Genomic DNA, 18,999 nt, shown 5'->3' with positions numbered 1-18,999 from the left:
ATCAGCGGTGCGAGACCTTAGCGACCAGACGGTCGCCGATCATCTGCAGAATTTGTACGAGGATCAGCAGCAGAACTACGGTCACGGCCATGACGTCGGTCTGGAAACGCTGATAGCCGAAGCGGATGGCCAGGTCGCCCAGACCGCCCGCCCCCACCACGCCCGCCATGGCGGTGTAGCTGACCAAGGCGATGGCGGTGACGGTCGCGCCGGCGATGATGCCCGGCATGGCCTCGGGCAACAGAGCGCGCGTCACGATCTGGAAGGTCGAACCGCCCATGGCCTGGGTCGCCTCGACCACGCCCTTGTCCACTTCACGCAGCGCCGTCTCGACCAAGCGCGCATAGAAGGGCGCGGCCCCGACGACCAGCGGCGGAATGGCGCCCGCCACGCCCAGCGATGTGCCGACCAGCAGCACCGTCACCGGCAGCATGACGATCAGCAGGATGATGAAGGGCACCGAGCGCAGCACATTGACCACAAAGGACAGTGCGGCGTTCAGCATCGGATTGGCCGCCAGCCGCCCCTTGCCCGACAGATACAGAAGCACGCCCAGCGGCACGCCCAGGATCACGGTCAGAACCATTGATCCGCCCAGCATCAGCAGCGTGTCGATCGTCGCCTTGCCGATATCGGCCCAATCCACATTGGCGAACATCAGACCGCCTCCACCACGACGCCGCGCGCGACCAGTTGCGCCAGAGCCGTCTCGGCGTCGCCGCCGGTGAAGGCCACCGTCATCTGACCATAGGGCTCGCCCCGGATGCGGCTGATGCGGCCCGATAGGATCGAATAATCCACGCCGACAGTGCGCGCCACACGGCTCAACTCCGGCTCATAGGTCGATGGCCCGCGGAAGGTCAGTCGGGCCATGCGAGCCCCGGCGGGCGCGACAGAGGCGTCGACCGCCTCCTCGCCCTCGGCCAGCATGGCGCGAGTCACGGCGTGCTGCGGATGCAGGAAGACGTCGGCCGTCGCGCCCTGTTCCACGATCCTGCCGTCCTTCAGCACCGCCACCCGGTCGCAGACGCGGCGCACCACCTCCATCTGGTGGGTGATCAGGACGATGGTCAGGCCCAGATCACGGTTCAGCCCGTCCAGCAGGGTCAGGATGTCCTCGGTCGTCTCGGGGTCGAGGGCGCTCGTCGCCTCGTCGCACAGCAGGACGCTGGGGCCGCAGGCCAGGGCGCGGGCGATGCCGACGCGCTGCTTCTGGCCGCCCGACAGTTGGGACGGATGCTTTTTCGCATGATCGGCCAGCCCCAGTTGGGCCAGAAGTTCCGCCGTGCGGGCCTTCACCTCGGCTTCAGGCCGTCCTTCCAGCCGCAGGGGAAAGGCGACGTTGTCCTCGATCGTCTTGGCGTTCAGCAAGTTGAAGTGCTGGAAGATCATGCCGATGCCGCGTCGCGCAGCGCGCAGTTCGGCGGCGTTCAGGGCGGTGATCTCCTGCCCATCGACGAAGACCTTGCCCGCGTCCGGCGTCTCCAGTCGATTGATGGCGCGGATCAGGGTGGACTTGCCCGCCCCCGAACGGCCCACCACGCCGAACACCTCGCCGCGCGCGACGTGCAGGTCGACGGCGTCCAGCGCCGTGCGGTCGCCCGCCGCGCTGCGATAGCGCCGGGTCACCCCCTCCAGTCGGATCATGTCAGTCGGCGTCCACAGCAGCGGCGGGAATGATGGTGACGCTCTCGCCGCAACCGCAGGCGTCCGTCTCGTTCGGATTGCGGAAGACGAACTTGGAGGCCAGCTTCGTCACCTCATAGTCGATCTCGGTTCCGATCAGGAACAGGACCGCCTTGGGCTCGATCAGAATGGTGACGCCCTTGTCCTCGACCACCTCGTCCAGCGGCAGGGCTTCTTCGGCATAGGCGAAGGTGTACTCCTGCCCGGCGCAGCCGCTGTTTTTCACGCCGACGCGTAGCCCGACGTAATCCTTTTCAGCGTTGTCCATGATTTCGCGCACGCGCGCGGCGGCGGCGTCCGTCAGGGTCACCGCCTTGGGCCGGGGGCGTCGGGGTCGGGCCGTGGTCTGAAGCTCGGTCATCATGGCCTCGTCAGAACATGTTCAGGGCCAACTTGGCCTCGTCGCTCATCTTGGAGGCGTCCCACGGCGGATCGAACACCAGATTGGCCCTGGCGCTGCGAACGCCCTCGACCTTGGACACCGCCGTCTCGACCCAGCCGGGCATTTCGCCGGCGACCGGGCAGCCCGGCGCCGTCAGCGTCATCTCGACCAGCACGTCGCGATCGTCGGACACGTCGACCTTGTAGATCAGGCCGAGCTCATAGATGTCGACCGGGATTTCCGGGTCGTACACCGTCTTCAGCGCCTCGATCAGGTCGTCCGTCAGCTTGTCCAGCTCGGCCTGAGACAGGGCGCTCTTCTGCGGCTCATCCCAGCTGGCGGCGAAGGCGTCGCTGTCGCTGATCGCGTTGTCGGTCTTGGCGTCCATACTCGTCACACGAAGAAGTTGCGCGCCTTGATCAGCGCGTCCACGAAGGCGTCTGCATCCTCCATGGTGTTATATAGGGCGAAGGAGGCGCGCGTGCTCGAGGTCACGCCCAGTCTTTTCGCCAGCGGTTCGGCGCAGTGCAGACCGGCCCGGACGGCGACGCCGTATCGGTCCATGATCTGGGCGACGTCATGAGCGTGCGCGCCCTCGACGGAGAAGGTTAGGATGGCGCCCTTCCCTTCCGCTTCGCCCAGAATCCGCAGCCAGTCGTACTCGCGCAGACGCTCGACGGCATGATGATATAGAGCCTTCTCATGCGCCTGGATCGTCGCCGGCTCATACTGCGCCAGCCACTCGATCGCCGCGCCAAGGCCGATCGCTTCCAGAATCGGCGGGGTGCCGGCCTCGAACCGGTGCGGCGGACGCGCATAGGTCACGCGCTCCTTCTCCACGGTCTCGATCATCTCGCCGCCGCCCTGATAAGGCGGCAGGGCCTCCAACGCCTCCGCCGTGCCGTACAGGACGCCGATGCCCGTGGGTGCGAACAGCTTGTGCCCCGTCAGAACATAGTAGTCGCAGCCGATGGCCTGCACGTCCGGCGCCGCGTGAACCGCGCCCTGACAGCCGTCGATCAGCACCTGCGCCCCGGCCGCATGGGCCAGACGGGTGATCTCGGCGACCGGATTGATGGTCCCCAGCACGTTCGACATGTGGGTGACGGCGACCAGCTTCGTCTTCGGCCCCAGCAAGGCGGCGAAGGCTTCCATGTCCAGCGAGCCGTCATCCTTGATCGGCGCCCATTTCAGCACCGCCCCGCGCCGCTCGCGCAGGATGTGCCAGGGCACGATGTTGGAGTGGTGCTCCATCTCGGTGACGATGATTTCGTCGCCCGGCTGGATCGACAGGCCGACGCCGTTGGCCACCAGGTTGATCGCCTCGGTCCCGCCCTTGGTCCAGACGATGGTCTCGGCCGACGGCGCGTTCAGGAAGCGGGCGACGATCTCTCTCGCGCGCTCATAGGCCTCGGTCGCCTCGTTCGACAGGGTGTGCAGGCCCCGGTGGACGTTGGCGTAAGAGCCCTCCATCGAGGCGACCAGGGCGTCGATCACCGCGCGCGGCTTCTGGGCCGAGGCGGCGCTGTCCAGATACACCAGCGGCTTGCCGTTCACCTGACGCGACAGGATCGGGAACTGCGCGCGGGCGGCACAGGGGTCGAACCCTGTCACGCCAACCTTGTTCATAGGTACGTTGGTCACAGGCGAGCCGTCAGCCATTCCCGCACCACCTCTCTGGCGCCTTCATGCTCGATGCGGTCGACAACCTCGATCAGGAAGGCGTGGGTCAACAGGGCGCGGGCTTCATCAGCCGAAATGCCGCGCTGCTGCATGTAAAACAGGGCGCTTTCATCCAGCGTCCCGACGGTCGCGCCGTGGGCGCACTGCACCTCGTCGGCGTAGATGATCAGTTCGGGCTTCACGTCGATCTCGCCGCGATCCGAAGCGATCAGGCCGTGGTGCCCCATGCGGGCGTCGGTCTCGTCCGCGCCCTTCTGGACCAGGATCTTGCCCTGGAAAACGCCGCGCGCCTCGTCGCGGACCACGCCCTTGATCAGTTGGCTGGTCGTGCCATTCGGCGAGACGTGGTCGATCACCGAAGTCTGGTCCGAATGGCGCGCGCCGCTCAGCAGATAGAGCCCGTCCACGCGCGCGTCGGCGCCCTCGGCCCCGTGACGCAGACGGGTCTCGTGACGCTGCAGTTTGGCGCCGGTAGCGACGATGGTCTGGCGATAACGGCCGCCCGCCTCCAGTCGCACCTCGGCCTCGGCCACGGAAATGGCGTCGGCGGGTTCGTCGGTCAGGACGATGCGGGTCACCTCGGCGTCGGCCGCGACGTCAATCTCGACCTTGTTGTGAGCGACATAGGCCGAGCCCTTGCCCTCGTGCGTCTCCAGCAGCAGCAGGCGCGCGCCGGGCCGGGTGACGATGCGCGCCGCCGCCGTATGACCGGTGCCCGTTGCATCCGAAATGAAGCGCAGGCGTAGCGTCTGATCGCCCGAGGCGATGTAGTCCTTCACCCCGACCGGTCGGCCGTTGGCGAAGACGACGGCGTCGCCGCCCAGATCATAGAACGGCCCCGGCGCGCCCACGACGGCGGTGCCGGACGGCTCAGGCGCTTCACGAAGAAAACGCTTCAGGTCGCTGTATTTCCACTCCTCGACCCGCCGCGAAGGGAAGGTCGCGGCGTCGGTCAGGTCCAGCCGGGCGAGCGCCTTCATGCCGCCTCCGGCAGGAACTTGTCGTAGCCTTCCGCTTCCAACTCATGCGCCAGCTCAGGTCCGCCCGAGGCGACGATGCGGCCGCCCGCCAGGACGTGGACGCGGTCCGGTTTGATGTAGTCCAGCAGGCGCTGATAGTGGGTGATCACCAGCATTGACCGCTCCGGGCTGCGCATGGCGTTCACCCCATCGGCGACGATGCGCAGGGCGTCGATATCGAGGCCCGAGTCCGTCTCGTCCAGGATCAGCAGCGACGGCTCCAGCAGGGCCATCTGCAGGATTTCCATCCGCTTCTTCTCGCCGCCGGAGAAGCCGACGTTCAGCGGGCGCTTCAACATGTCGAAGTCCATCTTCAGCGACTGCGACGCCGCCTTGACCAGCTTCAGGAAGGCCGGGGCCGAAACCTCTTCCTCGCCTCGCGCGCGCTTCTGGGCGTTCAGCGCCGTGCGGATGAAGGTCATGGCCGGAACGCCGGGGATCTCGATTGGATACTGGAACGACAGGAACAGGCCCGCCGCCGCCCGCTCGGCCGGTTCGATATCCAGCAGGTCGATGCCGTTCCACGAGGCGGAACCGTCCGTCACCTCATAGCCGGGGCGGCCCGACAGGCTGTAGCCCAGCGTCGACTTGCCCGCCCCGTTCGGCCCCATGACCGCATGAACTTCACCCGCAGGCACTTCGAGCGTCAGACCTTTGAGGATCGGCTTATCGGCGACGGAGACGTGGAGGTTATTGATCTTAAGCATTGTTTTTCTTCTTCAACTCACTCAGCCGACCGAGCCTTCAAGGCTGATCGCCACCAGCTTCTGGGCCTCGACGGCGAACTCCATCGGCAACTCCTGCAGGACATCGCGGACGAAGCCGTTGACCAGCAGAGCCACGGCTTCTTCTTCCGACAGGCCGCGCTGCTGGGCGTAGAAGAGCTGAGCTTCGGACAGGCGGGTCGTGGTCGCTTCGTGCTCCAACTGGGCCGAGCCGTTGCGGACCTCGATGTAGGGGATGGTGTGGGCGCCGCACTCCTTGCCGATCAGCAGGCTGTCGCACTGGGTGAAGTTGCGCACGCCGGTCGCCTTGGGATGGATCGACACCAGGCCGCGATAGGTCGAGTCCGACTTACCCGCCGAGACCGTCTTGGCGATGATGCGGCTGCGGCTGTTCTTGCCCAGGTGCAGCATCTTGGTGCCGGTGTCGGCCTGCTGATGGCCGTTGGTGATGGCGATGGAGTAGAACTCGCCCGAGCTTTCCTCACCCTTCAGGATGCAGGACGGGTACTTCCAGGTGACGGCCGAGCCGGTCTCGACCTGGGTCCAGCTGACCTTGGAACGGTCGCCGCGGCAGTCGGCGCGCTTGGTCACGAAGTTGTAGATGCCGCCCTTGCCCTCGGCGTCGCCGGGGTACCAGTTCTGAACGGTCGAGTACTTCACCTCGGCGTCGTCCAGGGCGATGATTTCGACCACTGCGGCGTGCAGCTGGTTCTCGTCGCGCATCGGCGCGGTGCAGCCCTCCAGATAGGAGACGTAGGAACCCTTGTCGGCGATGATCAGGGTGCGCTCGAACTGGCCGGTCTGGCTGGCGTTGATGCGGAAATAGGTGGACAGCTCCATCGGGCAGCGCACGCCCGGCGGGATGTAGACGAACGAGCCGTCGGAAAAGACCGCGCTGTTCAAGGCCGCGAAATAGTTGTCGCTGACCGGCACGACAGTGCCCAGATACTGACGCACAAGATCAGGATATTCGCGCAAGGCCTCGGAAATAGGCATGAAGATCACGCCCGCCTTGGCCAACTCCTCCTTAAAGGTGGTGACGACGGAGACGCTGTCGAACACGGCGTCGACCGCCACCTTGGGCGCGCCCTGAACGCCGGCCAGGACTTCCTGCTCCTTCAGCGGAATGCCAAGCTTTTCGTAGACGGCCAGCAGTTCGGGATCGACCTCGTCCAGCGACTTCGGCCCTTCCTTCTTCACCGGCGCGGCGTAGTAGTAGAGGTCCTGATAGTCGACGGGATCGTACTTCACCGCCGCCCAGGTCGGCTCTTCCATGGCCAGCCAGCGCTCATAGGCGGCCAGGCGCCACTCCAGCATCCACTCCGGCTCCCCCTTCTTCTCGGAGATGAAGCGGATAATGTCCGGGTTCAGGCCCTTGGGGGCGAACTCCTGTTCGACGTCCGTGATGAAGCCGTACTTGTACCGCTCCAGTTCCGCGACCGTATCGATTGTTTCCTGAACGATAGCCATAACTTACGCGACTTCCTTTACGCGCTCTTGTAAGCGCGCCTTGTGCTTGTCCCAGGCCGCGACCCAGGCGTCGGCGAACCGGGTCCAGTCGGCCTCGGTCGTGCCCCAGCCCCCGGAGACGCGCACGCCCCCGGTCGCCAGGTGGTGCAGGCCCATGGCGCTGATCGCCTTGGACGGCTTGACCTTGCCCGACGAGCAGGCCGAACCGGCCGAGACCATGACACCGACCAAATCCAGGGTGATCAGCTGTTGCGGGCTGTCCCAGCCCTCGACCGCCATGAACAGGGTGTTGGGCAGCCGCTCAACTGCGCCGCCGATGACGGTCGCACCCGCGGCCTTGACCTTCGCCTCGGCCGCGTCGCGCCAGACGACATGAGCCCCGGCGACACCCAGATCACGGGCCGCGCAGTCGGCGGCGACGCCGAACCCGGTGATGCCCGGAACGTTCTCGGTCCCAGCGCGCAGGCCGCGCTCCTGACCGGCGCCGTGCAGAATGCGAACGGCGGATACGCCGTCCTTGAGCACCAGGGCGCCCACGCCTTGAGGCCCGCCCAGTTTATGCGCCGAAAGGGTCAGGCTGTCGGCGCCGAGCGCCCGCATCGTCACCGGAATCTTGCCTGCGGACTGGATGGCGTCGACGTGCAGCCAGCCGCCCGCCGCGCGGACGAGCGCCGCCGCCTCAGCGATCGGCTGGATCACGCCGCTTTCGTTATTGGCGTGATGAATGGCGACAACGGCCCGCCCCGGACGCGCCAGCGCCTCAGCCAGCCAGGCCAGATCGACTACGCCATTGGCGTCCACCGGCAGAACCTCGACCTGCGCGCCGCTCGCCGTAGCGGCTTCGGCCACGCACGGATGCTCAGTCGCGCCGACGAGCAGCCGCTCGCAGCCGGCGGCCAAGGCGCTGTGGATCGCCTGGGCGTTGGACTCGGTTCCGCCCGAGGAGAAGATGATCGCCGTCGGATCGGCGCCCACCAGATCAGCCACCTGAGCACGGGCCGTCTCGACGCGCGCACGCGCACGGCGGCCGGCGGCGTGAACGGCCGAAGGGTTTCCATTGTCAGCCAAGGCCTTAGCCATGACTTCCTGAACTTCAGGACGAACCAGGCCGGAAGCGTTGTAATCCAGATAGACGCTCACGCCGCCGCCTCCATGGACCCGACGTCCTTCTGTCCCATACGGGCGCGGCTGGTCCGCTTTTCGATCACGTCCTCCAGGCTGACCCCGGCCAGATACCGATGGATCTCAGCGCCGAGGTCTTCCCAAAGATCATGAGTGATGCAGCGCGCCCCGCCGTTCATGCAGCCTCGCGGCGTGCCATGGGCGGCGCAGCGGGTAGCGCGGATCGGCTCATCGACGGCCAGGACGATGTCGGCCACGACCGTCTCGTCCGGCCCCTTGGCCAGGCGATAGCCGCCGCCCGGCCCGCGAATGCTCTTGACCAGGCCGCCCTTGCGCAGTCGCGCGAACAGCTGTTCCAGATAGCTGAGCGAAATCTCCTGACGCGCCGCGATTTCAGCCAGGGACACGGCCCGGCCCGAGCCGTTCTTCGCCAGATCGGCCATCGCCATCACGGCGTAACGTCCCTTTGTCGACAGGCGCATCCCGATAACCTCAAAATTCTAACGCTTTTCGGAGCGGTCATGCTAAGACCCCCGGCCTCGCTGGCGAGTGCGTCGCGCACCGGGGACTTAGAAAGTCCTACCTCCCTGGTCAAGTATTATCCGTCCGGCGAAACCTCTGTTGATTGTAGGGATCGCGATCCATGCCTGAAGTCATCCTGCCCGGCGCCGCTGGCCGCATCGAAGGCCGTTACTCGCCCGGCAAGCGCCCCGACGCGCCGATCGCCCTGATCCTGCACCCGCACCCGAAGGCGGGCGGGCACATGAACAATCCGGTCGCTCTGACGATGCACCAGCTGTTCGTTCAGCGCGGCTTCGCCACCCTGCGCTACAATTCGCGGGGCGTCGGCAAGTCGCAGGGCGAGTTCGACAGCGGCATCGGCGAACTGGCCGACGCGGCCACGGCGCTGGACTGGCTGCAGGCCAACAACCCGGCCGCCACTCAGACCTGGGTCGCGGGCTATCAGTTCGGCGCCTATATCGGCATGCAGCTGCTGATGCGCCGCCCCGAGACCGACGGCTTCATCTCGGTGTCGCCGCCGTCCAACATCTACGATTTCAGCTTCCTGGCCCCCTGCCCGGCCTCGGGCCTGTTCCTGCACGGCACCGCCGACACCGTGGTGCCCCCGGCCGAGGTGGAGCGCGTAGTCAACAAGCTGCGCACCCAGAAGGGCATCGTCATCGACTATGAGCTGGAAGAAGGCGCGACCCACTTCTGGCAGGATCATATCGGCGCGGTCGAGCGCCGTGTCGGCGCCTACCTGGACAAGCGACTGGCTGAAAAGCCCGCCTGACGTTCTGACGATCAGCGCGGAGGCCCGGCCTCCGCGCGGGTCCGCCACAGAGACCAGACCACCCCTGTCGCCAAGATCGCCGCTGTCACTGACAATGAGATAACGGGCGGCGTCTTCTCGATTCCCAGCAGGGGCGCGGCGAACACCTTGGCCCCGATAAAGACCAGCAGGACCGCCAGCGCCTGCTTCAGATAGGCGAAGCGGTGGATCACCGCCGCCAGGGCGAAATAGAGCGCCCTCAGCCCCAATATGGCGAAGATGTTGGACGTGTAGACGACATAGGCGTCCGTCGTGATGGCGAAGACCGCCGGCACGGAGTCCACCGCGAAGATCACGTCGGCGATCTCGATCGTCACCAGGGCCAGCAACAGCGGCGTGGCGTGCAGCTTCATCTCGCCCGAACGGGTTGGCGCCTGGACGAAGAAGGCATGACCGCGCAGGTCGTTCGTCACCCGCATCCGCCGCCGGAACCATTTCAGCAGCGCATTATCGGCGATGTCCGTTTCCTCGCTGCGGGCAAAGAACATCCGTACGCCGGTGAGGATCAGGAAGCCTGCGAAAAGGTACAGCACCCAGTGATAGCGGGCGACCAGCGCCGCACCGCCGCCGATCATGATCGCCCTCAGGACGATGACGCCGAGCACGCCCCAGAACAGCACGCGATGCTGATAAAGCCGGGGCACGGAAAAGGCGCTGAAGATCAAGGCGATGACGAAGACATTGTCCATCGCCAGGCTTTTCTCGACGGCATAGGCGGTCAGGTAGTCGATCGCACTGTCAGCCCCCAGCCACGACCACAGCCACGCCCCGAAGGCCAGGGCCACGGCGATATAGAAGGCGGAGAGCCCCAGACTTTCCCGCACGCCGATTTCATGATCGCGCCGATTGAACAGCCCCAGATCGAGCGCCAGCAGGGCGAGAACGACCGCCATAAAGCCCGCCCACATCCAGACTGGCTTGCCCAACCACTCCAACAGCAACAGGTCCATCGACGCCTTCGCGAGCCGTTTCAAACGACGCGGCCGACATCGCGATGAAGGGTCGCCAGAGGGGCCCGGTCCGCCCTACCCCAACGCCTGAGGCCTGCGGGCGTTGCTCAATGATCACCTTCAGCGGCGGCCAGGGCTGCCGGGCGATGGGCGCGGACGCACCAGACGACGCTGACGATCATCAGGATCATGGCGACGACCTCGATCACAGTCGGCCCGCGCTGTTCCCAGATGAAACCGTAGATGAAGGCGAACAGGGTCTCGGACACGATCATCTGGCCCAGCATGGTGAGCGGCAGCAGGCGACTGGCTTGGTTCCAGAAGGCGTTGCCGATGACCGAGGCGAAGACGGCCACGCCCGCACTGACCCCGATCAGGCGCATCCAGGCGTCATCCGTCATGCCTCCCAGCATGAACAACGACGGAATGACCAGCGCCAGCGCCAGGGCGCCGGTAACCACGCCGGTCAGCAGCGACCACTCATGCGGGGTGATGTCGGGCAACCGCCCCATCCAGCGGCTGTTACCGACGGCGAAGGCGGTCCAGGACAGCAGGGCCGCAACCGCGCAGACCAGACCGATCAGGGTGGCGCTGCCGCTCTGCGCCGCTGCGCCGCCGCCCTGGCTGAGCGACTCCCACCCGATCAGGCCGACGGCCAGCGCCGCCACGGCGATGGGCGGAGCGACACGGGACAGCGGCGGCGACTCCTTGTCCCTCAGGCCCCATAGAGCCACCACCACGGGCACCATGCCGACGATCAGGGCCGAGGCCGCGACGCCCGCGTAATGCACGCCGACCACCAGGAAGGCGAAGTAGACGAGATTCCCGGCGAGGCTCAGCCAGACCAGAGCGCCCCACGCCTTGCGCGTCAGGGCCGCCGTCACCCGACGCCAGCGCGGCGCGATCAACAGAGCCGCGATCAGGCCATAGGCGAGGTAACGCCCCGCCGTCAGCAGCAGGGGCGAGGCCTCAGGCACGACCTTGGGCGCCAGGAAGACCAGCCCCCACAGAGCGCCCGCCGCCAGACCGCTGGCGACGCCCCAGAAACGAGACGAGGCCGCCACTATTCCGCTCCCGGCTCGACGATCCGGCCGCCAGTCATCGGCGCCGGAACGCCTGTCGTGCCGGGGAAGCTGATCGGCAGGCCCAGACGGCAGCGCGCCGCCAGAAAGGCGAAGGCCTCGGCCTCAATGGAGTCGCCGCGCCAGCCCTTGTTCTCGGCCGTCGAGACGGGGGCGCCCACGCGATCACGAATGGCGGCCAGCAACACCGGATTATGGCGACCGCCGCCGCAGACGACGATCTCCTTCGGCTGCTCCGAACAACGGGCGACGCCCAACGCCACGGCCTGCGCCGCGAAGGCTGTCAGGGTCGCGGCAGCGTCCTCAAGCGACAAGCTTGCAACCGGATCCAGCGAGAAGTCGAAACGATCCAGCGACTTCGGCCCGGTCGCCGCGAAATAGGGATGGGCCAGATAGGCGTCCAGCACGGCCTGATCGACCGTCCCGGCCGCCGCCAGACGGCCACCCTCGTCCATCCGCTTCTTCATGCGGGACTGGACCAGCAGATCGACCATGCCGTTGGCCGGACCGGTATCGAAGGCCTCCAAATGGCCGTCGGCGCGGATCAGGGTGATGTTGCCGACCCCGCCCAGATTCAGCACCGCGACCGGGCCCGACATTCCCGCCTTGCGGACCAGGGCCGCGTGATAGACGGGCGCCAGCGGCGCGCCCTGCCCGCCCGCCGCCACGTCGGCGCTGCGGAAGTCAAAGGCCGTCGGCACGCCCAGCCCCTCGGCCACGCTGATCGCGTCGATCAACTGGACCGTGCGGCCGGGCCGCTCGGGCGTCGGCGCCTCATGCAGCACGGTCTGGCCGTGGACGCCGACCAGATCCAGCGCGCCGGACTTTACCCCGTTCACCGCCATGAAGCCGAGCGCGGCGGCCAGATGCGCGTCGGCCACCGCCATGCGCGAGTCCTCAAAGCTGTCCGGTTCCTCTTCGTCGCGTTCCCAGTCGAAGGCGTCCTCGATCGCGTCCTCGATGATGGCGCGGGTTTCGCCGTCCAGCTTCATCTCTCCGGCGGGGCCGAAGGACAGGATGTCGTGGCCGTCCGTCTCGATCACCGCCATGTCCACGGCGTCGAGCGAGGTGCCGGTCATGAAGCCGAGCACGCGCAGGGTGTTTTTCGGGGAGGTCGTCATGGCGGCTTGACTGCCACGTCAGGGGCGACGTAGCTAGCGCCCATGATCGCGCAACCGGCCCTTTTCGCCGCCTATTACTACGGCCTCTACTAGAGAGCGGCCGCGATCCTTGCCGCCCTTCCCTCGGCGGCAATATTCCTCGGAAGACGGCCGCCGGTTCTGATGCTACGGACCCGACCATGACCGAGCCCACGACCCAAACCGTTTCCGAAACCGCCTTCAAGTCGGACTTCCTGCGCCTGATGAAGGCGCGCGGCTATATCCACCAGATCACCCACCCGGTGGAACTGGACGAGGCGGCGGCGGCCGGCGTGGTCACGGGCTATATCGGTTTCGACGCGACGGCGCCGTCGCTGCACGTCGGCCACCTGATCCAGATCATGCTCCTGCGTCGTCTTCAGCAGGCCGGACACAAGCCGATCGTCCTGATGGGCGGCGGCACGACCAAGGTCGGCGACCCTTCGTTCAAGGACACCCAGCGCCCCCTGCTGACCGAGGAAAAAATCGCCGAGAACATCGCCGGCATCAAAGGCGTGTTCGAAAAGTTCCTGACCTTCGGCGACGGCCCGACCGACGCCGTCATGCTCGACAACGACGAGTGGCTTTCGCAGCTGGGCTACCTGCAGTTCCTGCGCGACTACGGCACGCATTTCACCATCAACCGGATGCTGAGCTTCGACTCGGTCAAGCTGCGCCTGGATCGCGAGCAGCCGCTGACCTTCCTCGAGTTCAACTACATGCTGATGCAGGCGACCGACTTCCTGGAGCTGAACCGCCGCTACGGCTGTTCGCTGCAGATGGGCGGGTCGGACCAGTGGGGCAACATCATCAACGGCGTCGAACTGACCCGCAAGGTGGATCACAAGGCCGCCTTCGGCCTGACCACGCCGCTGCTGTCCACCGCTTCTGGCCAGAAGATGGGCAAGACGGTCGGCGGCGCCGTATGGCTGAACGCCGACGCCCTGTCGCCTTTCGACTACTGGCAATACTGGCGCAACACTGAGGACGGCGACGTGGGCCGCTTCATGCGCCTGTTCACCGACCTGCCGCTGGATCAGATCGAACGCTATGAGGCGCTCCAAGGCGCCGAGATCAATGACGCCAAGAAGGCGCTGGCCGACGCCACCACCTCCATGCTGCACGGCGTCGAGGCCGCACAGGCCGCCCGCGCCGCCGCCGAGGCCGCCTTCGAAAAGGGCCAGCTGTCCGCCGACCTGCCGACCGTCGAACTGCCGCGCGACGAGGTCATCGGCGCCATGATCGCCGCCGTCACGACCAAGGCTGGCCTCAGCGGCTCCAACGGCGAAGCGCGTCGTCTGGCCCAGGGCGGCGGCCTTCGCCTGAACGACGAGGTGGTTAACGACGGCGCCCGCCTGATCGAAGAGGCCGACCTCAACGCCGACGGCGTGCTCAAGCTCGGCGCCGGCAAGAAGAAGATCGTGCTGGTGCGGCCCGTTTAACCCGCTCATCCCGGCGGACGCCGGGACCCAGTGCTTTGGCTTCAAGCGCGGCGAGAACGTCTTGCTGCTTTCAATCGGCGCGGCCGGGGCTCTTACTGGGTCCCGGCGTCCGCCGGGATGAACGGAGAGATTGATGGTCGACATCACCGAAAACACCCCCGCCCCCGCCTTCGACCTGGCGACCGATGGTGACGGCCGCCTGTCCCTGGCCGACCTGAAGGGCAAGAACGTCGTCCTCTACTTCTATCCCAAGGCCGACACGCCCGGCTGCACGACCGAGGGACAGGACTTCTCAGTCCTGATCGACCGGTTCACGGCAGCTAACGCCGTGGTGATCGGCGTGTCGCGCGACACGGTGAAGAAGCTGGACCGCTTCAAGGCCAAGCATGACCTCAAGGTCGTGCTCGGCTCGGACGGAGACGGCGCGGTCACCGAGGCCTGGGGCGTGTGGGTGCTAAAGAAGCTCTATGGCCGCGAATATATGGGCATTGAGCGCGCCACCTTCCTGATCGACGGTCAGGGCGTGGTTCGTCGCGCCTGGCGGAACGTCAAGGTGAAGGGGCACGCCGAAGAGGTGCTGGCCGCCGTCGAAACGCTCTGATCGGCGAGCGGGGTTCGGAAGGCCCCGCTTGACCTCTCCGTCTCAGCCCCCCCTAAGTATTGTCAGGGATTGTATCCTCAGGGGCTGACATTGACCAAACGCCGGTCGTCCCGGCGTGACGCGGAGAGTAAAGATGTTCAACAAGAACAAACCCCTCGACAGCAACCCTTCGAGCGGGCTGGGCATTCCGAAGCCGCCGGAGCCCGCCGCTCCGACCCCGGCGCCCGCCGCCGCCGCCACGCCTGCTCGAGCACCTGAACCGGCGCGACCGGCCGCCGTCCGCTCATCCAGCCTTTCGACTCTGTCGGCGGGCGTGAAGTATGAAGGCAATATCTCCGGCGCGGGCGAACTTCAGGTCGACGGCTCCCTGAAGGGCGACATCCGCGTGGTGCGCGTGGTGATCGGTGAAGGCGGCGCCGTTGAAGGCACGGTCCACGCCGACATCCTGGAGGTGCGCGGCCGCGTTTCTGGCGCCATCGTCGCCAAGCAGGTCAAGCTGTTCGCCACCTCTCGCGTCGAGGGCGACATCACCCAGGAGCAGTTGTCGATCGAACAGGGAGCCTGGTTCCAGGGCCGCTGCACCCAGGCCAAGCGGGACACGCCGGGCGCCAACATGCTCGAATCCCCTGCCCCCGCCGAAAAGCCTGCGCCCGCCAAGACGGACGCCAAGGTCGAGGCCAAGCCCGCCGCCTGATCGGCGCGGACACGGATAACGAGAAAGGGCGGCCCGCAAAGGCCGCCCTTTTTTGGTATCGATCGAGCGAGGTCGATCAGCCCTCGCGGGTCTCGCCCACGCGGGCCGCCAGGGCGGCGCCCATGAACGGATCCAGATCGCCGTCCAGAACCCCCTGGGTGTCGGAGGTTTCGACCTCTGTCCGAAGGTCCTTCACCATCTGATACGGCTGCAGGACGTAGGATCGGATCTGGTGACCCCAGCCGATGTCGGTCTTGGCGTCGGCCAGAGCCTGCGCCGCAGCCTCACGCTTCTGAAGTTCCAGCTCATACAGACGCGCGCGCAGCATCTTCCACGCCTGATCGCGGTTCTGGTGCTGCGAGCGGCCCGCCTGACAAGCCACCACGGTATTGGTCGGAATGTGGGTCAGGCGCACGGCCGAGTCCGTCTTGTTGACGTGCTGGCCGCCTGCGCCGGACGCGCGATAGGTGTCCGTGCGGACGTCCGAAGGGTTGATGTCGATCTCGATGCTGTCGTCGACGACCGGCGACACCCCGACCGAAGCGAAGGAGGTGTGCCGCTTGGCCGCCGCGTCATAGGGGCTGATGCGGACCAGACGGTGAACGCCCGATTCCGACTTCAGCCAGCCATAGGCGTTGGGGCCGGAGACCAGCAGGGTCGCCGACTTGATGCCCGCCTGTTCGCCGGATTCCTCTTCCTGGAGCTCGACCTCATAGCCGTGCGAGCGCGCCCAGCGGCTGTACATGCGCAGCAGCATTCCGGCCCAGTCGTTCGACTCCGTGCCGCCGGCGCCCGAGTTGACCTCCAGATAGGCGTCATTGCCGTCGGCCTCGCCGGACAGCAGGGCTTCCAGCTCGGCGCGCGCGGCGCGGTCCTTGATCGCCTTCAGCTGTTCACGGGCTTCGTTGAGAGTGGCTTCGTCGCCCTCTTCGTCCGCCATGTCGGCCAGCATGATCCCGTCTTCGAGACCCTGCTCCATGTCCTTGACGGCGCTGACCTGGGCTTCAAGGCGCGAGCGTTCACGGCTGACGGCCTGGGCCTGTTCGGGATTGTCCCACAGCGTCGGATCCTCGACCCGCGCGTTCAACTCATCGAGCTTTCTTAGAGCGACATCCCAGTCAAAGTCGCCTCCTGAGCAGAGCGACGCTCTGCTCGATGTCGGCCTTCATGGCCTCGACATCCGGTCTCATCGCAATCTCCAGCGATACGGGGGTGAAAGGGCGCGCCAGGGCATCCGGCGCGCCGAAGAGGGGTGTAACTAGAGCGTCAGTAGAGGTCGCTCAAGTCCTCGGCCGGCTGCTTTTTGGGCGGCGGCGGAGCCACGGGCGGCGGCGCGACCGGCGCCGGAGCCTGGGACCTGGCTTCCTGCTCACGACGGATGACGTCGTAATAGTTCTGCGGCCCCTCCGGCTGGACCGGGCGCGGCGCTTCTTCGCGCAACTGGCGTTCGGTGCCCGGACGGAAGGCTTCCTCAATGCCGTTCACGGTGCGGAAGATGGCGTTCTTCGGCTTCACAAAGGGCCGCGCCGGGCGCTCCTTCAAGGCGTCTTCCATGAAGTCGATGAAGATCGGCACGGCGGTCGAGGCACCGGCTTCGCCGCCGCCCAAAGAGCGGTTGTCGTCAAACCCGACGAAGACCCCGACCACGATGTCCGCCGAAAAGCCGACGAACCAGGCGGAACGGTATTCATTGGTCGTGCCGGTCTTGCCGCCGACCCAGGGGCCGAGGCTACGCGCCCTGGCGCCGGTGCCGCGCTGAATCACGCCCTCCAGCATCGAGGTGATCTGATAGGCGGTGATCGGGTCGATCACCTGGGTTCCACGATCCTGCAGGCGCGGCGACTCCTGGCCGCTGAAGCCACGGCCGCAGTCGCGGCATTGGCGTCGATCGGCGCGATGGATGGTCTGGCCGTTCCGATCCTGAGCCAGTTCGATCAGATAGGGATCGATCCGCCGGCCGCCGTTGACGAAGGCGGCATAGGCCGCAGTGATGCGATAGGGGGTGGTCTCGCCCGCGCCCAGCGACATGGCCAGGTTCGGCGACATGTCATCGACCACGCCCATCTTCTTGGACAGGTCGACGACGTTCTTCATGCCGACCGCCTGGGCCAGGCGCACGGTCATGACGTTACGCGACAGCTCCAACCCGCGCCGCAGAGTCTGCGGGCCATAGAACTGGCGGCTGTAGTTCTGGGGCGTCCAGGCGCGGCCGCCGGGGCCGCCGGGGAAGCTGATGGGCGCATCCAGCACGATGGAGGCCGGAGTGAAGTCGCCTTCCAGCGCCGCCGCATAGACGAAGGGCTTGTAGGCCGAACCCGGCTGACGACGCGCCTGCGTCGCACGGTTGAAACTAGACAGGGCGTAGGAATAGCCGCCGACCATCGCCAGGACGCGACCCGACTGCGGCTCGATGGCGACCAGAGAGCCGTTGACTGCGGGAACCTGTTTCAGGGCGAACTGTCCGCCCTGGCGCTCGACGAAGATCAGATCGCCGCGTTTCAGGGGACGGCGTCCAGCGTTGGACCAGGCTACGTCGGCGGCGCGCAGCGCGCCGGTCTGATCGTCCCTGGCCATGCGGACCCGAACCGTGCTTCCGCTGACGTTCTCGACGGCGGCGGCCTGCCACGAACGGCGCTCGGGCGGGGTCGTGCGCTTCTGGGCTTCGGCCTGCCAGCCGTCGGCGAAATCGGTCGTGCCCCAGGCGCCGCGCCAGCCGTGGCGACGGTCGTAGTCTTCAAGGCCGCGCATCAGGGCGTCGCGCGCCGCCGACTGCAGCTGCGGGTCCAAGGTGGTGCGCAGGTAGTAGCCGCCGCGATTGACCTCTTCCTGACCGAACAGGGCGATGGCGCGACGACGCGCCTCCTCCACGAAGAAGTCCGCGTCGGCGTATTCCGCGCGGCGCGGCGCCGAACGGGTGTTCAAGGGGCGCGCCAGCGCGGTCTGCAACTGCGCGTCCGTCAGCCACTTGTTGTCGGCCATTTCGCCCAGCACCCAGTTCCGCCGCCCCAGCGCGGCCTCAGGGTAGCGTTTGGGGTGATAGTTGGTCGGCCCCTTGGGCAGGGCCGCCAGGAAGGCCGCCTCGTCCGGCGTCAGCTGATCCAGCGACTTGCCGAAATAGTTGTAGGCCGCCGAGGCCACGCCGTAGGAGCGATAGCCCAGGTAGATCTCGTTCAGATACAGCTCGAGGATCTGCTCCTTGCTCAGCGTCGCTTCCAGACGGCTGGAGAGGACGGCTTCCTTGAGCTTGCGGTTCAGACTGGTCTCGCTGGTCAGCAGGACGTTCTTGGCCACCTGCTGGGTGATGGTCGAGCCGCCTTCCAGGCGACGACCGGACAGCACGTTGAAGACGTTCTTGAACATGGCCCGGCCGATGCCGGACACGTCGATGCCGCCGTGGCTGAAGAAGTTCTGGTCTTCGGCCGCCAGGAAGGCGTGAACGACCGTCTGCGGCACCTGGTCATAGGTGACGTAAATCCGGCGCTGATCCGAGAACTCGCCGATCAGGGTGCCGTCGCCGGCGTAGACGCGCGTCGCCGTCGCCGGGCGATAGTCCGCCAGCTCGGACGCGTCGGGCATGTCGTGCAGGACCCAGGCGGCGTAGATCGCCACCACCACCCCAGCCACGGCGATGGCGCCCAGCAGGGCCACGCCCGCCATGACGAACCAGCGTT

The 18,999-nt window shown here is 66.6% G+C and carries 19 protein-coding genes; 4 read left to right on the top strand and 15 right to left on the bottom strand.

Features of this window, described 5'->3' with window-relative positions:
- Window position 1: 1 nt before the first annotated feature.
- The 10 genes from ACWGL1_RS12955 to ACWGL1_RS12910 are packed head-to-tail and all read right to left on the bottom strand — an operon-like array spanning window position 2 to window position 8,569.
- Window positions 2–658: a methionine ABC transporter permease gene (locus tag ACWGL1_RS12955; protein ID WP_452112213.1), complete on the bottom strand. Its 657-nt coding sequence runs from the start codon at window positions 656–658 to the stop codon at window positions 2–4.
- Window positions 658–1,647 (bottom strand): methionine ABC transporter ATP-binding protein, encoded by a 990-nt coding sequence (locus ACWGL1_RS12950; RefSeq protein ID WP_291775100.1) that lies wholly within the window; start codon window positions 1,645–1,647, stop codon window positions 658–660. The genes ACWGL1_RS12955 and ACWGL1_RS12950 overlap by 1 nt, the downstream gene beginning before the upstream one ends.
- A gap of 1 nt (window position 1,648) precedes the next feature.
- A complete protein-coding gene (locus tag ACWGL1_RS12945) occupies window positions 1,649–2,047 on the bottom strand; it encodes a HesB/IscA family protein (protein ID WP_452112273.1) in 399 nt (132 codons plus the stop codon).
- A 10-nt stretch (window positions 2,048–2,057) separates the two neighbouring features.
- Window positions 2,058–2,456: an SUF system Fe-S cluster assembly protein gene (locus tag ACWGL1_RS12940; RefSeq protein ID WP_338574881.1), complete on the bottom strand. Its 399-nt coding sequence runs from the start codon at window positions 2,454–2,456 to the stop codon at window positions 2,058–2,060.
- A 5-nt stretch (window positions 2,457–2,461) separates the two neighbouring features.
- Window positions 2,462–3,730, bottom strand: a complete 1,269-nt coding sequence (locus ACWGL1_RS12935) for an aminotransferase class V-fold PLP-dependent enzyme (RefSeq protein ID WP_452112212.1) — start codon at window positions 3,728–3,730, stop codon at window positions 2,462–2,464.
- Window positions 3,709–4,731: a Fe-S cluster assembly protein SufD gene (gene sufD / locus ACWGL1_RS12930; protein ID WP_452112211.1), complete on the bottom strand. Its 1,023-nt coding sequence runs from the start codon at window positions 4,729–4,731 to the stop codon at window positions 3,709–3,711. Before sufD ends, ACWGL1_RS12935 begins: the two co-directional genes overlap by 22 nt.
- Window positions 4,728–5,477 carry a Fe-S cluster assembly ATPase SufC gene (gene sufC, locus ACWGL1_RS12925; RefSeq protein ID WP_452112210.1) on the bottom strand — a complete coding sequence of 250 codons (750 nt, stop codon included), beginning with the start codon at window positions 5,475–5,477 and terminating at the stop codon, window positions 4,728–4,730. Before sufC ends, sufD begins: the two co-directional genes overlap by 4 nt.
- 21 nt (window positions 5,478–5,498) lie before the next feature.
- Window positions 5,499–6,965 (bottom strand): Fe-S cluster assembly protein SufB, encoded by a 1,467-nt coding sequence (gene sufB, locus ACWGL1_RS12920; protein ID WP_452112209.1) that lies wholly within the window; start codon window positions 6,963–6,965, stop codon window positions 5,499–5,501.
- A gap of 3 nt (window positions 6,966–6,968) precedes the next feature.
- Window positions 6,969–8,105 (bottom strand): cysteine desulfurase family protein, encoded by a 1,137-nt coding sequence (locus tag ACWGL1_RS12915; protein ID WP_291775086.1) that lies wholly within the window; start codon window positions 8,103–8,105, stop codon window positions 6,969–6,971.
- Window positions 8,102–8,569 (bottom strand): Rrf2 family transcriptional regulator, encoded by a 468-nt coding sequence (locus tag ACWGL1_RS12910; RefSeq protein WP_291775083.1) that lies wholly within the window; start codon window positions 8,567–8,569, stop codon window positions 8,102–8,104. Before ACWGL1_RS12910 ends, ACWGL1_RS12915 begins: the two co-directional genes overlap by 4 nt.
- A 161-nt stretch (window positions 8,570–8,730) precedes the next feature.
- Between ACWGL1_RS12910 and ACWGL1_RS12905 the strand changes: the two genes are divergently transcribed.
- Window positions 8,731–9,381: an alpha/beta hydrolase gene (locus ACWGL1_RS12905; RefSeq protein ID WP_338574874.1), complete on the top strand. Its 651-nt coding sequence runs from the start codon at window positions 8,731–8,733 to the stop codon at window positions 9,379–9,381.
- Window positions 9,382–9,392: 11 nt separating this feature from the next.
- On the opposite strand, the gene ACWGL1_RS12900 is transcribed toward ACWGL1_RS12905, so the two are convergent.
- The 3 genes from ACWGL1_RS12900 to ACWGL1_RS12890 all read right to left on the bottom strand — a co-directional run bounded on the left by ACWGL1_RS12900 (window position 9,393) and on the right by ACWGL1_RS12890 (window position 12,573).
- On the bottom strand, window positions 9,393–10,370 hold the full coding sequence (locus tag ACWGL1_RS12900) for a TerC family protein (RefSeq protein WP_452112208.1): 978 nt from the start codon (window positions 10,368–10,370) through the stop codon (window positions 9,393–9,395).
- A 107-nt stretch (window positions 10,371–10,477) separates the two neighbouring features.
- Window positions 10,478–11,434, bottom strand: coding sequence for a DMT family transporter (locus ACWGL1_RS12895; protein WP_338574870.1), 957 nt, complete (start codon window positions 11,432–11,434; stop codon window positions 10,478–10,480).
- Window positions 11,434–12,573, bottom strand: coding sequence for an anhydro-N-acetylmuramic acid kinase (locus ACWGL1_RS12890; protein ID WP_338574867.1), 1,140 nt, complete (start codon window positions 12,571–12,573; stop codon window positions 11,434–11,436). Before ACWGL1_RS12890 ends, ACWGL1_RS12895 begins: the two co-directional genes overlap by 1 nt.
- A gap of 179 nt (window positions 12,574–12,752) precedes the next feature.
- Here ACWGL1_RS12890 and tyrS point away from each other — a divergent pair, with 179 nt between their 5' ends.
- The 3 genes from tyrS to ACWGL1_RS12875 all read left to right on the top strand — a co-directional run bounded on the left by tyrS (window position 12,753) and on the right by ACWGL1_RS12875 (window position 15,328).
- The gene (gene tyrS, locus ACWGL1_RS12885) at window positions 12,753–14,033 is read left to right on the top strand and encodes a tyrosine--tRNA ligase (protein ID WP_291775068.1); all 1,281 of its coding nucleotides are present in this window, start codon (window positions 12,753–12,755) and stop codon (window positions 14,031–14,033) included.
- A gap of 133 nt (window positions 14,034–14,166) precedes the next feature.
- Entirely contained in the window at window positions 14,167–14,634 is a 468-nt protein-coding gene (locus ACWGL1_RS12880) for a peroxiredoxin (protein ID WP_452112207.1), read from the top strand.
- 133 nt (window positions 14,635–14,767) lie between these two features.
- On the top strand, window positions 14,768–15,328 hold the full coding sequence (locus ACWGL1_RS12875) for a bactofilin family protein (RefSeq protein WP_452112206.1): 561 nt from the start codon (window positions 14,768–14,770) through the stop codon (window positions 15,326–15,328).
- A gap of 76 nt (window positions 15,329–15,404) precedes the next feature.
- Here ACWGL1_RS12875 and prfB read toward each other — a convergent pair.
- Window positions 15,405–16,518, bottom strand: a protein-coding gene (gene prfB / locus ACWGL1_RS12870) for a peptide chain release factor 2 (RefSeq protein WP_291775059.1) whose coding sequence is annotated in 2 segments (ribosomal slippage) — window positions 15,405–16,448 and window positions 16,450–16,518 — 1,113 coding nt in all. Because the reading frame shifts where the segments join, the coding sequence is not laid out codon by codon here.
- A gap of 76 nt (window positions 16,519–16,594) precedes the next feature.
- On the bottom strand, window positions 16,595–18,985 hold the full coding sequence (locus tag ACWGL1_RS12865) for a penicillin-binding protein 1A (protein WP_291776123.1): 2,391 nt from the start codon (window positions 18,983–18,985) through the stop codon (window positions 16,595–16,597).
- Window positions 18,986–18,999: the final 14 nt, after the last annotated feature.

The organism is Brevundimonas sp. NPDC055812 (assembly GCF_053616535.1).
Note: the sequence above shows the minus strand (reverse complement) of the source record. Positions and strands in the feature narration are given on the sequence as shown.

Bases quoted from the DNA above. Each gene is read 5' to 3' on its own strand.
- ACWGL1_RS12865 (WP_291776123.1), bottom strand. From the start codon at position 18,985: ATGGCGGGCGTGGCCCTGCTGGGCGCCATCGCCGTGGCTGGGGTGGTG.
- ACWGL1_RS12905 (WP_338574874.1), top strand. From the start codon at position 8,731: ATGCCTGAAGTCATCCTGCCCGGCGCCGCTGGCCGCATCGAAGGCCGT.
- tyrS (WP_291775068.1), top strand. From the start codon at position 12,753: ATGACCGAGCCCACGACCCAAACCGTTTCCGAAACCGCCTTCAAGTCG.
- ACWGL1_RS12950 (WP_291775100.1), bottom strand. From the start codon at position 1,647: ATGATCCGACTGGAGGGGGTGACCCGGCGCTATCGCAGCGCGGCGGGC.
- sufD (WP_452112211.1), bottom strand. From the start codon at position 4,731: ATGAAGGCGCTCGCCCGGCTGGACCTGACCGACGCCGCGACCTTCCCT.
- sufB (WP_452112209.1), bottom strand. From the start codon at position 6,965: ATGGCTATCGTTCAGGAAACAATCGATACGGTCGCGGAACTGGAGCGG.
- ACWGL1_RS12880 (WP_452112207.1), top strand. From the start codon at position 14,167: ATGGTCGACATCACCGAAAACACCCCCGCCCCCGCCTTCGACCTGGCG.
- ACWGL1_RS12955 (WP_452112213.1), bottom strand. From the start codon at position 658: ATGTTCGCCAATGTGGATTGGGCCGATATCGGCAAGGCGACGATCGAC.
- ACWGL1_RS12935 (WP_452112212.1), bottom strand. From the start codon at position 3,730: ATGGCTGACGGCTCGCCTGTGACCAACGTACCTATGAACAAGGTTGGC.
- ACWGL1_RS12900 (WP_452112208.1), bottom strand. From the start codon at position 10,370: ATGGACCTGTTGCTGTTGGAGTGGTTGGGCAAGCCAGTCTGGATGTGG.
- ACWGL1_RS12875 (WP_452112206.1), top strand. From the start codon at position 14,768: ATGTTCAACAAGAACAAACCCCTCGACAGCAACCCTTCGAGCGGGCTG.
- ACWGL1_RS12890 (WP_338574867.1), bottom strand. From the start codon at position 12,573: ATGACGACCTCCCCGAAAAACACCCTGCGCGTGCTCGGCTTCATGACC.
- ACWGL1_RS12910 (WP_291775083.1), bottom strand. From the start codon at position 8,569: ATGCGCCTGTCGACAAAGGGACGTTACGCCGTGATGGCGATGGCCGAT.
- ACWGL1_RS12945 (WP_452112273.1), bottom strand. From the start codon at position 2,047: ATGACCGAGCTTCAGACCACGGCCCGACCCCGACGCCCCCGGCCCAAG.
- sufC (WP_452112210.1), bottom strand. From the start codon at position 5,477: ATGCTTAAGATCAATAACCTCCACGTCTCCGTCGCCGATAAGCCGATC.
- ACWGL1_RS12940 (WP_338574881.1), bottom strand. From the start codon at position 2,456: ATGGACGCCAAGACCGACAACGCGATCAGCGACAGCGACGCCTTCGCC.